The 13,319-nt window shown below is 70.2% G+C and carries 11 protein-coding genes and 1 riboswitch; of the genes, 4 read left to right on the forward strand and 7 right to left on the reverse strand.

Translation table 11 applies throughout. The features are described 5' to 3' along the window. Positions 1-15: 15 nt before the first annotated feature. Genes cuyB through DJ021_RS19095 form a run of 3 tightly spaced genes read right to left on the reverse strand, consistent with a single transcriptional unit; the run spans position 16 to position 2,230 of the window. On the reverse strand, positions 16-720 hold the full coding sequence (gene cuyB / locus DJ021_RS11030; protein WP_279386487.1) for a cysteate racemase: 705 nt from the start codon (positions 718-720) through the stop codon (positions 16-18). Beyond that, entirely contained in the window at positions 717-1,733 is a 1,017-nt protein-coding gene (gene cuyA / locus DJ021_RS11035) for a D-cysteate sulfo-lyase (protein ID WP_111457595.1), read from the reverse strand. Before cuyA ends, cuyB begins: the two co-directional genes overlap by 4 nt. 38 nt (positions 1,734-1,771) lie before the next feature. Further along, positions 1,772-2,230 carry a DUF6491 family protein gene (locus DJ021_RS19095; protein WP_207801817.1) on the reverse strand — a complete coding sequence of 153 codons (459 nt, stop codon included), beginning with the start codon at positions 2,228-2,230 and terminating at the stop codon, positions 1,772-1,774. 112 nt (positions 2,231-2,342) lie between these two features. Further along, a riboswitch (TPP riboswitch) is annotated at positions 2,343-2,450 on the forward strand. A 40-nt stretch (positions 2,451-2,490) separates the two neighbouring features. Here DJ021_RS19095 and thiC point away from each other — a divergent pair. Further along, on the forward strand, positions 2,491-4,326 hold the full coding sequence (thiC, locus tag DJ021_RS11045) for a phosphomethylpyrimidine synthase ThiC (protein WP_111457596.1): 1,836 nt from the start codon (positions 2,491-2,493) through the stop codon (positions 4,324-4,326). Positions 4,327-4,473: 147 nt separating this feature from the next. Here thiC and DJ021_RS11050 read toward each other — a convergent pair whose 3' ends face one another. Beyond that, positions 4,474-4,674 (reverse strand): hypothetical protein, encoded by a 201-nt coding sequence (locus DJ021_RS11050; RefSeq protein WP_111457597.1) that lies wholly within the window; start codon positions 4,672-4,674, stop codon positions 4,474-4,476. A gap of 251 nt (positions 4,675-4,925) precedes the next feature. Here DJ021_RS11050 and DJ021_RS11055 point away from each other — a divergent pair, with 251 nt between their 5' ends. Then, positions 4,926-7,448: a TonB-dependent receptor plug domain-containing protein gene (locus DJ021_RS11055; RefSeq protein WP_111457598.1), complete on the forward strand. Its 2,523-nt coding sequence runs from the start codon at positions 4,926-4,928 to the stop codon at positions 7,446-7,448. 33 nt (positions 7,449-7,481) lie between these two features. On the opposite strand, the gene DJ021_RS11060 is transcribed toward DJ021_RS11055, so the two are convergent. The 3 genes from DJ021_RS11060 to DJ021_RS18905 form a co-directional block, all read right to left on the reverse strand. Beyond that, positions 7,482-8,132 (reverse strand): FABP family protein, encoded by a 651-nt coding sequence (locus tag DJ021_RS11060; RefSeq protein WP_111457599.1) that lies wholly within the window; start codon positions 8,130-8,132, stop codon positions 7,482-7,484. 69 nt (positions 8,133-8,201) lie between these two features. Then, complete coding sequence (greA, locus tag DJ021_RS11065) at positions 8,202-8,681, reverse strand: transcription elongation factor GreA (RefSeq protein ID WP_111457600.1); 480 nt, start codon at positions 8,679-8,681, stop codon at positions 8,202-8,204. Positions 8,682-8,788: 107 nt separating this feature from the next. Then, on the reverse strand, positions 8,789-9,592 hold the full coding sequence (locus DJ021_RS18905; protein WP_165837187.1) for a hypothetical protein: 804 nt from the start codon (positions 9,590-9,592) through the stop codon (positions 8,789-8,791). Positions 9,593-9,973: 381 nt separating this feature from the next. Here DJ021_RS18905 and DJ021_RS11080 point away from each other — a divergent pair, with 381 nt between their 5' ends. Next, positions 9,974-11,761: a long-chain-acyl-CoA synthetase gene (locus DJ021_RS11080; RefSeq protein WP_111457603.1), complete on the forward strand. Its 1,788-nt coding sequence runs from the start codon at positions 9,974-9,976 to the stop codon at positions 11,759-11,761. 110 nt (positions 11,762-11,871) lie between these two features. Continuing rightward, positions 11,872-13,197 carry an amidohydrolase gene (locus DJ021_RS11085; protein ID WP_111457604.1) on the forward strand — a complete coding sequence of 442 codons (1,326 nt, stop codon included), beginning with the start codon at positions 11,872-11,874 and terminating at the stop codon, positions 13,195-13,197. Positions 13,198-13,319: the final 122 nt, after the last annotated feature.

Raw genomic sequence — 13,319 nt, forward strand, 5'->3', positions numbered from 1 at the left:
CTTAGGGAGGGAGCCTCAGCCCGGCATCGCCGGGACCGGCTCCAGGCCCAGGCAGACCGCGACCGAGCGGCGGGCGAGCAACTCGCAGGAGTCGATGAAGTCGACCTTCAGGTCGCGCGGGCCGAGCACCAGCGGCACCTCCGTGCAGCCGGCGATCACCGCCTCCGCGCCGTTGGCGATCAGCTCCACGGCGAGCGCGGCCATGGCGCCGCGCGCCTCCGGTCCGGTGTCGCCGCCCTTGATCTTGTAGAGCACCGACATGAAGGCCGCCTGCCGTTCGGGGTCGAGGGTCACCAGGCCCATGGCCTGGGCGGCCAGGTACTCGCGGTAGAGCTTGAGCCCGCCCTTGGTGGCGAGCACGCCGACCCGCATGGCGCCGGTGTCGCGCGCGGCGCTGGAGGCGGTGGCGATCATGTCGATCAGCGGCAGGCCGGAGGCCCGCTGGATCAGGTCGGCGTGGGCGTGGGCGGTGTTGCAGGCGATGGCCAGCACGTCGGCGCCGGCGCCCCTGAGCGCCCCGGCCATCTCGGCCAGCACCGGGCCGGCGCCCGATCCGGGGACGTTGCGGTCCGGCACCTGCGGGTTGATGTCGGCGATCACCCGGATGTGGTCCTGGTCGGTCTCGGCCGGGGTGAAGGCCTGCAGCTTGGTCAGGAAATCCAGCGTCGCGGCGGGGCCCATGCCGCCCAGCAGGCCGAGGGTGAGTTTGGGTGTGGTCACAGCTGGCCTTCCAGTTCCGATTGATAGCCGAACAGGCCCTGGGCGCCGCCGGTGTGCAGGAACACCACCGTCTCGCCATCGAACCGGCCGGCTCCGGCCAGTGCGATCAGCCCCTTCATCGCCTTGCCGGTGTAGACCGGGTCCAGCAGGATGGCGTCGGTGCGGGCCGCGAGCTTCAGCGCCTCGATCACCTCGGCGTCGATCAGGCCGTAGCCGGCGCCCACGTAGTCGCAGTCGGCGACGACCATCTCGCGGGTGACGCGGTCGCGGTGGCCGAGCAGCTCGGCGGTCTCCCGCGCCAGCTTGAAGACGCTGGCCTCCTGCGCGTCCTTCGGCGCGCGGACGCCGATGCCGAGCACCGGGATGTCCGCGCCCATCACCGCCAGGCCCGCGACCAGTCCGGCGTGGGTGCCGGCGCTGCCGGTGGCGGTGACGATGCGGTCGATCTTCAGGCCCATGGCGTTAGCCTCGGCGACGATCTCCAGGGCGCACTCCACGTAGCCCAGGGCGCCGATGACGTTCGAGCCGCCGCCGGGAATGACGTAGGGCCGCCCGCCGCGGGCGCGCACCTCCTCCGCCACCGCCTCCAGCGCAGCGCCCATGTCCGATCCGCCGGGCACGCGGCGGACCTTGGCGCCCATCAATTCGTCGAGCAGCACGTTTCCGGACCGGGTGTAGTCGACCGCCTGCGAGCCGGTGCGTTCCTCCAGGATGATCTCGCAGGCCAGGCCGAACTTCGCGGCCACCGCCGCGGTCTGGCGCACGTGGTTCGATTGCACCGCGCCTTGGGTGACCAGGGTGTCGGCGTCGTTGGCGAGCGCGTCGCCCAGCAGGTACTCGAGCTTGCGGGTCTTGTTGCCGCCGCCGGCCAGGCCCGTGCAGTCGTCACGCTTGATCCACAGCTCCGGCCCGCCGCCGGGCGAGGTGGCGAGCGCCGCGGTCAGCCGGGGCAGGGGCTCCAGCGGCGTGGGCAGGTGGGCGAAGCGGACGGGGTTGAAGCGGGCGAGGTGCATGCCCTCGCCCTACTCCAAATGCATGACCCAGGGAAACCCTAGGGCCGAACCTTGGGGGGCAGGGCCGCCACTTGCCCGGGCGTCAGGCGCACGATGTCCCTGACGATGCAGGGCGTGGCGAAGCCGCCGCCGCCGGGGCGGCCGATCGAGATATCCAGGTCGATGGGCCGGCAGACGATGGCCGCGCCCGGCGGCTCTCGGATGATGATCGGATCGTTGGACATCGCGCCGGCCAGGCAGGCGCCGCTCATCTCGATCGCGTAGACGTCGCGTCCGTTCACGTCGATGTACAGCGTGTGGTCGTCGCCCACCGTGTGGTTGCGGATGTCGTGGGTGCGGAAGCAGGCGTCGGGCGCCAGGGCGGCGGAATAGCCGGGCGGCGGCCCCGCGGGCGGCGGCGCGCCGGGCGGGGGTCCTGGCGGCGGCGGGGGATAGGCGTCAGCGCAGGCGGCGAGCGACACGGCCGCGCCGATCAGGGCGGCGATTGGAAGCTTCATCGAAGGTCCTCCTACCCTCCGCAACCTACCACAGCCCCGCCTGTTCCGGCGGTGGCATTTGATGCGCCCGCCGGATTTGCGGTTGGCGCCCGCGCGCGCCGGGCCTAACGTCCGCCTCTCCTCGGGGGGCCGCGCGTCAGCGGCTGAGAGGCGGGTGAACCCGCGACCCGTCGAACCTGATCCGGGTCATGCCGGCGAAGGGAAGGAAGCGTGTTTCCGATCCTTCGCCCGTGGTCCGTCTGCACGAGGAAGGTCACGCCATGAACAAGCCCACAGGCAAGCTGGACGCCGGGACCGTCCCCACGGGCGAGCGTCCGGGGTCGCGCAAGGTCTACCAGGCGGGCGTGCTGTGGCCCGACATCCGCGTGCCGTTCCGCGAGGTCGCCGTGCACCCGAGCGCCCAGGAGCCGGCGCTGACCCTCTACGATCCGTCGGGCCCCTACACCGACCCGACCGTGGTCATCGACATCGAGAAGGGCCTCTCAAAGACCCGCGAGCCCTGGGTGGTCTCCCGCGGCGACGTGGAGATCGTCGAGACGCCGCGCGAGGTGAAGCCCGAGGACAACGGCTTCGCCAAGGGCGAGCACCTGGCGCCGCAGTTCACGGCGCCGCGCCGCGTCTACCGCGCCAAGGCCGGAGCCAACGTCACCCAGCTGGAATACGCCCGACGCGGGGTGATCACGCCCGAAATGGAATACGTCGCTATCCGCGAGAACCTGCGTCGCAAGGAGGCCGACCCCTTCATCCGCGACGGCGAGGACTTCGGAGCCTCGATCCCCGACTTCTGCACCCCGGAATTCGTCCGCGACGAGATCGCGCGCGGCCGCGCCATCATCCCGGCCAACATCAACCACACCGAGCTGGAGCCGATGATCATCGGCCGCAACTTCCTGGTGAAGATCAACGCCAACATCGGCAACTCGGCGGTGCTGTCGCACGTGTCCGACGAGGTCGACAAAATGGTCTGGTCGATCCGCTGCGGCGCCGACACCGTCATGGACCTCTCCACCGGCCGCAACATCCACAACATCCGCGACTGGATCATCCGCAACAGCTCGGTGCCGATCGGCACCGTGCCGATCTACCAGGCGCTGGAGAAGGTCAACGGCGTCGCCGAGGACCTGAACTGGGAGGTCTTCCGCGACACCCTGATCGAACAGGCCGAGCAGGGCGTCGACTACTTCACCATCCACGCCGGCGTACGGCTGGCCTACGTGCCGCTGACCGCCAGGCGCGTGACCGGGATCGTGTCGCGCGGCGGCTCGATCATGGCCAAGTGGTGCCTCGCGCATCACAAGGAGAACTTCCTCTACGAGCACTTCGAGGACATCTGCGAGATCATGAAGGCGTACGACGTCTCCTTCTCGCTGGGCGACGGCCTGCGCCCCGGCTGCATCGCCGACGCCAACGACGCCGCGCAGTTCGGCGAACTCGAGACGCTGGGCGAGCTCACCCAGATTGCCTGGAAGCACAACGTCCAGGTGATGATCGAGGGCCCCGGTCACGTGCCGATGCACAAGATCAAGGCCAACATGGACAAGCAGCTGGAGGTCTGTGGCGAGGCGCCCTTCTACACGCTCGGCCCGCTGACCACCGACGTCGCCCCCGGCTACGACCACATCACCTCCGCCATCGGCGCGGCGATGATCGGCTGGTTCGGCACCGCCATGCTTTGCTACGTGACCCCCAAGGAGCACCTGGGCCTGCCGAACCGCGAGGACGTCAAGGTCGGGGTGATGACCTACAAGCTGGCCGCCCACGCCGCGGACCTCGCCAAGGGCCACCCGACCGCGCGCGCCTGGGACGACGCCATCTCGCGGGCGCGCTTCGAGTTTCGCTGGGAGGACCAGTTCAACCTCGGCATCGACCCGGAAACCGCGCGCGAATACCACGACGAGAGCCTGCCGAAGGAGGCGTTCAAGACCGCCCACTTCTGCTCCATGTGCGGCCCGAAGTTCTGCTCGATGAAGATCAGCCAGGACATCCGCGACGCCGCGCGGGCTCAGAACGACGTCGACACCGGCATGGACGAGATGGCCCGCAAGTTCCGCGAGACCGGCGGCGAGATCCTCGTCCCGCTGACCCCGGCGGAGTAGCGGCGGACGACGCCCACAACATCGGTCATCCCCGCGAAAGCGGGGACCCAGGTGTTTTATGTCGTCGCTGAGGGTCGAGGCCGCCGTCGTCAGCCGGCCGGTCAAAAAGCCTGGGTCCCCGCTTTCGCGGGGATGACAGGCGCTAGCTTAGTCCCGCGCCTTGACCTTGGCGGGGGCGGGCCACACGCGGACGGCGACCGCGACAGTCACCGAGCCCAGCACTGCGGCCACAGCGCCGGCCCACTGCACCGGCGTCATGCCGATGGAGGCGAAGTGGCCGGCCGTGCCGCCCGACGCGAACACCATCAGGGCCGAGCCCCATTCCGCGGCTTCCTTCGTGGTGATCATGGCTGCGGGCCCCTACGAACTCTGATGACGGTGGTGTGCGAGCCCCCGACATAGCCAATACCAGCCCCGCACCGCCATGCGGCACGCGGGCGCATCGCACGCCGCGCCTTGAGGCGATGCGTTTGTGTCACACCTGAGACATCCCGGTGACATCGGCAATATTTGACGTGCGAGCTTTTTTTCGTGTGGGGCTAGGCTCCTCCCTTCGACCCGGCGGCGAACGGCCGGGATCGCTCAGAGGGGGACCATCCATGACCACCTATCGCGCTGCGTTGCTGGCGAGCCTGAGTCTGCCGGCGCTTTGCGGGCTGTTCGCTGCGGGGCCGGCGGCGGCCCAGGTCGCGGCGCCGGCGTCGCCTTCCACGGTCGAGGAGGTGGTGGTCACCGGCAGCCGGGTGGCGGCCCGCTCGCGCCTGGAGACCCTCGCGCCGGTGGACGTGGTCAGCGTCAACCAGATCACCCGCGGCGGCACTACCGAGCTCGCCCAGGCGCTGGCCTTCGCCCTGCCGTCGCTGAATTTCACCCGGCCGGCGGTCACCGACGGCACCGACACCGTCCGCCCGGCCACCCTGCGCGGGCTGTCGCCGGACGAGACCCTGGTGCTGATCAATTCCAAGCGCGCCCACGCCGCGGCCCTGGTCAACCTGAACGGCTCGATCGGCTATGGCTCGGGGGCGGTGGACCTCAACACCATTCCCGCCGCGGCGATCAATTCGGTGGAGGTGCTGCGCGACGGGGCCTCGGCCCAGTACGGCTCCGACGCCATCGCCGGCGTGATCAACCTGCGCCTGCGCGAGGCCCGCTCCGGCGGCTCGATGAGCGTCACCTACGGCCAGTACAACACCGACGTGCAGACCCGCCCGAGCCCGGCGGCCGTGCCCGGCGTGGTCCTGCAGCCGGACAAGCACCGCAACGACGGCGGCACCACCACCATCACCGGCTGGCAGGGCCTGCCGCTGGGCGCCACGGGCTTCCTGACCGTTTCCGGCGAGCTGAAGCGGCAGGAGCACACCACCCGCGCCGGCCCCGATCCGCGCCAGCAGTATCCGCTGGTCAACGGCGCCTTCGATCCGCGCGAACTGACCTACGACCGCTACAACAACTGGTACGGCGACCCGAAGATCGACCAGTACACCGCCTACGCCAACGCCGGGTACGACCTCGACAACGGCATCCACCTCTACGGCTGGGGCAGCTACCAGTACCGGGATGCGGTCTCGGCGGCCAACGTGCGCCGCGCGATCCAGGAGAACGCCGGCTCCAACATCATCTCGGTCTATCCCAACGGCTTCCTGCCGAAGATCGAGGGCAAGGTCACCGACGCCAGCGTGGCCGGCGGGGCGACGGGCAAGCTCGGCGGCTGGGACTGGGACGCCAGCGTCGTCTACGGCCGCAACGAGTTCCACTTCAACGTGATCGACTCGATCAACGCCTCGCTCGGCCCGAGCAGCCCGCATTCGTTCGACGCCGGCAAGCTCCTCTACCAGCAGACGGTCGGCAACATCGGGCTGACCCGCACGGTCCAGCTCTCGGGCTACGCGGTGAACCTGGCGGCCGGCGTCGAGGCTCGCAACGAGAACTACCAGATCAAGCCCGGCGAGCCGGCTTCCTACGTCAACGGCGGCTACTTCACCCAGCCCGGCGTCCTGGGCGGCAGCGGCGCGCAGTCCTTCTCCGGCTTCAGCCCGGAGAACGCCACCGACAAGAGCCGCACGTCGGAGAGCGCCTACTTCGAGGCGGAGAGCAAGCTGACCGAGGCCTTCGACCTCGACGGCGCCGTCCGCTACGAGCACTACTCGGACTTCGGAGACGTGCTCACCGGCAAGCTCGGCGGCCGCTACGACTTCAGCCCCAACTTCGCCCTGCGCGCCAGCCTCTCCAACGGCTTTCGCGCGCCCTCGCTGCAGCAGTCCTTCATCACCACCACCTCGACCAACTTCGTCGGCGGCCTGCCGATCCAGACGGTGCTGCTGCCGCCGGGCGATCCCCGCGCCAGGCTGATCGGCGCCTCGCCCCTGAAGCCTGAGAAGTCGAACAACATCTCGGGCGGCGGCGTCTTCCGCGCCGGCTCGTTCTCGCTGACGGTCGACGCCTACTACATCAAGATCAAGGACCGGATCGTCCTGTCCGACATCCTGCAGCAGCCGAACGTCATCGCCCTGTTCAACGCCGGCGGCGTCACCGGCATCGGCGGCGTGCGCTTCTTCACCAACGGCGTCGACAGCGAGACCAAGGGCGTCGAGGCGGTGGCCAGCTACAAGTGGCGTCCGGACTGGGACTATGGCGGCTTCGACCTCAGCGCCAGCCTGTCGCACAACGAGACCACCCTGACCCGGGTGCAGTCGACGCCGATCCTGTCGGCGCTGACCCCGCCGCCGGTGTTCCTGCCGCACTACCGCACCGCGACCCTCACGGACGGCCAGCCCAAGTGGAAGGGCTCCTTCGTCGCCGACTGGAACTACGGGCCGTTCGGGGCGACCGCCAAGGCGACCTACTACGGCAAGCTGCTGCAGCCCTCGAACAACAGCGTGGCGGCGGGCGACTACGTCCTCGGCCCCAAGACCCTGATCGACCTGGAGGGGCGGATGCAGCTCAGCCACGGGCTGCAGCTGGCGGTCGGCGTGGACAACGTGCTCGACACCTATCCGAACACCCCGCCCTACGTGCTGAACGGGGTGACCATCAGCTCCAACGGGGTCGGCGCCTTCCCGGAGTACTCGCCGTTCGGCTTCCAGGGCCGCTTCCTCTACGCCCGCGCCACCCTGTCCTGGTGATCCTCAGGGCCTGACCGATCCGGAACCGGCGGCTCAGACCTTGAGCGCCGCCCGCATCAGGGCGAGCGGGTTGGGCGTCGGCTCGGCGATCCGGGTCAGGGTGTTGCGGTCGCGGTGGCGGAAGGGCTCTGCGCGGCCGCGGACCGTCAGCATGGTGTCGGAGACGTAGCTCCAGCCGCCGTCGGCCTCGAAGGCCACTTCGATCCGGTAGGAGTCGGTGCGGAAGGCGTATTCCAGGAAGGCGGTGGAGCAGATGCCGTATTCGGTCTGTCCGCGCTCCGCCGTCAGCACCAGGCGCGTGGCGTCGGCCGCCGCCTGTCCCGAGGCGATCGCCACCTGGCCGCGCGGGATGGCCACCGTCTGCAGCACCAGCCCGGTGGCCGGCTCCCAGAGCCAGTAGCCGACCTGGTCGTGGAAGGTGGCGTCTTCGTCGGTGGCGAGGATGTGGATGTGATAGCGCAGGCCGTAGAACAGCTGCGGGCCGTTGGCCTGCGGGTCGATCGGCTGCAGCTCGATGCGCTCGACGTACGCGCGCCGCTCCGGCCCGTCGGCCTTGGGGTTGAGGTCGACGCCCTTGCGGCCTTCCCAGACGCCGGCCATCCGCCGCAGCGGCCCGAGGTTGGCCAGGGTGTCGGGATCCACGTCCGCCGGCTCGGTGAAGATGTCGTCGGGGAAGGGCTGCATGATCGGGCTCCGGGCAGGCGGCGACCGATGCCTCCGGCGCGTCCGGCCGTCAAGGCGGGCGAAGGCGGCTCAGCGCACCGCGACCACCTCGACCTCGGCGCCGTTCACCGGGGCGGTGTCGCCGACCGCCTTGCCCAGCAGGGCGCGCGCCAGGGGCGAGACGTAGGAGACGCTGCCGCGGGCGGGATCGGCTTCGTCCTCGCCGACGATGCGGAAGGTCTGGCGGCGTCCGTCCTCGCGTTCCACCTCCACCGTGCGGCCGAACTGGACCACGTCGGGGTCGGCCGCGGGCTCGGTGAGCTGGGCGGCGCCGCGGCGCGCGGACCAGTAGCGCAGGTCGCGGGTGGCGCGGGCCATGGCGGTGCGGTCGGCGCTGACCCCGCCCTGCACCTGGGCGGCGGCGTAGGCGGCGCGGGCGGCGGCCAGCTCGGCCTCGATGGCGGCGAGGCCGCTGGCGGTGACCAGGTTCGGGTGTGGCGAGACGGGGCGGTCCGGCAGGTCGGCGGCCTGGGACTCGTAGTCTTCCTCGCGGGTGAAGGCGACGGCCATGGACGGACTCTAGGGCGCGGGCAGGCCGAGGGGAAGCGCGTCGCGCATGGGAAGAGGGCGGCTCCCTCGCGGAAGCCGCCCTCCGTTAATCCCCAACGGAAAACGGGTTAGGCGCTGGGCGGCGTCGCGACCGGGGGCGTGGCCGCGTCGGGCGCGGGCGTCGCCGACGAGGTGCTCGGCGCGGGGGCCGGGTTCACCGTGGTCGGAGCCGGGGTGACCGGCATCGGCGCGGGCGAGATCTGCGGGGCCTGGGCCGCGCCGGAGTAGGGCATCGGCGCGCTCGGCAGGGTGTCGGACGCCGCGCGGCCCGTGGCGCTGGTGTTCACGCCGGCGCCTTCCGCGCTGGCGGCGGCGCTGGGACGGGCCCGGGCGGTCGCCACGCGGGTGGTCCGATGCGTGACGACTGGTGTGGACGTGCGGGCCACGGTGGTCTGCGTCGTCGAGGTCGCCGGCGCCGGCGTGGCGGCGGTGTTGGCCGCCAGATTCGAGGCGCTCGGGGTCGCGGCCGGGCCGTTCAGGCCGGCGCCGCTGTTCAGCGCGGTCTGGCTGGTCGTCGTGGTGGTGGTGGTCGCGCCCGGGGTCAGCTGGGCGACGCCCTGGTCGCGCGACTGGCTGACGTACCAGCCGCCGGCGGCGAGCGCGCCGATGGCGATCACGCCGGCGGCCACGGCGGCTGGGGCTACGCCATTACGGCGGGCCGTCCGGGCGCCCGGAATCACGCTGGTGGGCTCATAGGTCGTGCTGGCGGTCGAGCCGGCGACCGGCTCGTCCGTCCGCACCGTCGTGGTGGTCGTGGCGGTGCGGGTGCGGCCCTTCTTGCCCGTGCGCGCCCAGACGGGCGTCGCGGCGAACATCGTACTCTCGGTTTCGTCGGTGGTGGCCCCGTTGGGGGCGGTGAAGTCAACGGACATGTCAGTCCCTCCAGAATGAGTGTCGCCGAGGACAAACGTGGTCAGGTGGAGGTCGGTTCCGATGATCTTTCAGGCTAGCTTGACCGTTGAACACTCGGTGTGGCTCGAATTCAGGTCTAACGCGGTGCGGTAAATCTTCGTTGTGCTGCTGAATTAAAGTCCAAGATGGCGAGTATTTAGAAAACAGCTCTGGGAAGTCGGCCGCTTTCTGGCAAAAGCCGCCACGGAATGACCTTAATTCCGGCCCGCAGCCCGCCCGGCGTGTGTCCGGGGCGCCGCGATCGGCTCGCCTCTCACGGGTGTGACCAATCGCGCGACGGGCTTCCCTTGACCCGCCGCGCGGCGCGCCGCCAAGCTCCGTGACGGAAGTCGGAGGAAGGGATGGCCCTTAAGGCGAGGCTGCAGCGCGAGTGGCGTTTTCTGCGCGGGCTGAACCGCACCCTCAAGCGGGTGAAGTCGATCAGCCCCGAGAGCGACAACCTCGTCTGCGACGACCTGGAGGCGGCGGTCGCCAGGTGGCGCGAGCGCCCGGCGCTGAGCTTCGAAGGCCGCACGCTCACCTACGCCGAGCTCGACGGCATGGCCAACCGCTTCGCCCACTGGGCCAAGGGGCTGAACCTGCGGCGCGGCCAGACGGTGGCGCTGTTCATGCCCAACCGCGCCGAGTACTTCGCCGTCTGGTACGGCCTGTCGAAGGTCGGCGTGGTCACCGCCCTGATCAACAACCAGCTCTCCGGCCTGCCGCTGGCCCACTGCCTGAACATCTCCGGCGCGGCCCACGTCATCGTCGACCCCGAGACCTCGCCGGTGTTCGAGGCTGCCCGCCCGCTGCTGGAGAAGCCGCTGCAGCAATGGGTGCTCGGCCCGGTGCACGGCGACCAGCGCGACCTCGTCCAGGCGCTGAAGAGCTGCAGCCAGCTCGCCCCCGACCGCGCCCTGCGCGAGGGCATGACGGCCCGCGACACCGCCCTGCTGATCTTCACCTCCGGCACCACCGGCATGCCGAAGGCGGCGCGCATCACCCACGTCCGCGCCCAGCTCTACATGCGCGGCTTCGCCGGCTCGACCGGCGCCGGCGCCAGCGACCGGATCTACGTCGCCCTGCCGCTCTATCACGCCACCGGCGGGCTCTGCGCCCTGGGGGCGGCCTTCCTGAACGGCGGCTCGGTGTTCCTGCGCCGGCGGTTCTCGGCCACCCACTTCTGGGGCGAGGCCGCGGCCGAGGGCTGCACCATGTTCGTCTACATCGGCGAGCTCTGCCGCTACCTGGTCAACCAGCCGCCCTCCGACGACGAGACCCGCCACAAGATCCGCTTGGCGTTCGGCAACGGCCTGCGGCCGGACATCTGGCGCGTGATGAAGCAGCGCTTCCACATCCCCGACATCCTGGAGTTCTACGGCTCCACCGAGGGCAACGTGTCGCTGTTCAACTTCGACGGCCGGGAAGGCGCCATCGGCCGCGCGCCCAAGTGGCTGCGCAACCGGTTCAACGTGCGGCTCATCCAGTTCGACGTCGAGGCGGAGAAGCCGCTGCGCGGGCCCGACGGCTTCTGCATCGAGAGCGGCCCGGGCCAGATCGGCGAGTGCATCGGCAAGGTCGGCCACGACGCCCGCTCGGAATACACCGGCTATGTCGACAAGGCGGCGTCGGAGAAGAAGGTGCTGCGCGACGTCTTCGAAAAGGGCGACGCCTGGTTCGCCACCGGCGACCTGATGAAGATGGACGCCGACGGCTACCTCTATTTCGTCGACCGGATCGGCGACACCTTCCGCTGGAAGGGCGAGAACGTCTCCACCAACGAGGTGGCCGAGCGGCTGCAGGCGGCGCCCGGCGTCAAGGAGGCCAACGTCTACGGCGTCGCCGTCGACGGCGCCGACGGGAGGGCCGGGATGGCGGGGCTGGTGGTCGACGGCGAGTTCGACATCAAGGCGTTCGGCCAGCACGTGGCCGCCGAACTCCCGACCTTCGCCCAGCCGCTGTTCGTCCGCATCCTGCCGGCGATGGAGACCACCGGCACCTTCAAGGCCCGCAAGATGGACCTGGTGGCCGACGGCTACGATCCGGGCAAGATCAAGGGCCCGCTCTACTTCCACGACCCGCGGCGCGGCTATGTGAAGGTGACCAAGTCGGTGTTCGAGAAGATCGCTGCGGGCGCCGTGAAGGTGTGAGAACGCGTCCTTATCAAGTCGTCCCCCTGATCGCCGTTGGACCGCTGCTGGCGCAGACGTTGTGGGAGTGGCTATGGTGAAGCTTGGCCTCTCAAGCTTCGAGTCTCACCATGCCGATCCGCGTCCTTCGACCCCTCCTCTTCGCCGCCGCCGCGGCGGTCGTGGCCTGCGCCTCGTCCGCCCAGGCCGGTGACGTCGCCAGGCAGAAGGCCGAGATCGACGCCGGGCTCGACCGCGGCTACGCCCAGCTCGACGCCCTCTACAAGGACATCCACCAGCACCCCGAGCTCGGCTTCCAGGAGACCGAGACCGCCGCCAAGCTCGCCAAGCAGATGCGGGCGCTCGGCTTCACGGTGACCGAGCGCGTCGGCAAGACCGGCATCGTCGCGATCTACAAGAATGGCCCCGGCCCCACGGTCATGGTCCGCACCGAGCTCGACGCCCTCCCCATGGAGGAGAAGACCGGGCTGCCCTACGCCAGCCACGCGGTGACCGCCTGGAACGGCAAGCCGACCCCCGTCGCGCACAGCTGCGGCCACGATATCCACATGGCCGCCTGGGTCGGGGCTGCCCAGGCCCTGGTGGCCATGAAGAACCAGTGGCACGGGACCTTGATGTTCATCGGCCAGCCGTCGGAGGAGACGGTGGGCGGCGCAAAGGCCATGATCGCCGACGGCCTCTTCACCCGCTTTCCCAAGCCCGACATTGGCTTCGCCCAGCACGTCAGCAACCTGGCGGCGGGCGCCGTGGCCTACATGCCGGGGGTCGAGAGCTCGAACTCGAACGAGCTGAACATCACCTTCCACGGTCGCGGTTCCCACGGCTCGCGGCCGCAGGAGAGCATCGACCCGGTGATGGAGGCCGCCCGCTTCGTGGTCGACGTGCAGAGCGTGATCAGCCGCGAGAAGGATCCCGCCGCCTTCGGCGTGATCACGGTGGGCGCGATCCAGTCGGGCAGCGCCGGCAATATCATCCCGGACACCGCCGTCCTGCACGGCACCATCCGCACCTACGACAACGCCGTGCGCGACAAGATGCTGGCGGGCATCCGCCGCACCGCCAAGGCCGTGGCCGACATGGCCGGCGCGCCGGCTCCCGACGTCGACTTGGCGGAGGGCGGCAAGGCGGTTGTCAACGACGCCGCCATCACCGCGCGCACCGCCCCGGTGTTCAAGGCCGCGTTCGGCGACCACGCCATCGCCCTGACCGCGCCCAACTCGGCCAGCGAGGACTATTCGGAGTTCATAATCGCCGGCGTCCCCTCGCTGTTCTTCGGCCTCGGCGGCTATGACCCCAAGGTGATCGCCGAGGCCCGCGCCAAGGGCCAGCCGCTCCCGACCAACCACTCTCCCTATTTCGCCCCGGTCCCCGAGCCGACGATTCGCACCGGCGTCGAGGCCATGACCCTGGCCGTCCTGAACGTGATGGGGTCCTAGGCGGCGGCGGAACTCGCCCAGCCGGTCCACCAGGGGAGGGGCCACGAACGCGAGGCCCCGCAGGCAGGTGAGGCGCGCAGCCGATCGGCCGATCCTCCTGCGCCGGCCGCCGGACTCGCCTA

It is taken from the genome of Phenylobacterium hankyongense (genome assembly GCF_003254505.1).
GTDB lineage: Bacteria > Pseudomonadota > Alphaproteobacteria > Caulobacterales > Caulobacteraceae > Phenylobacterium > Phenylobacterium hankyongense.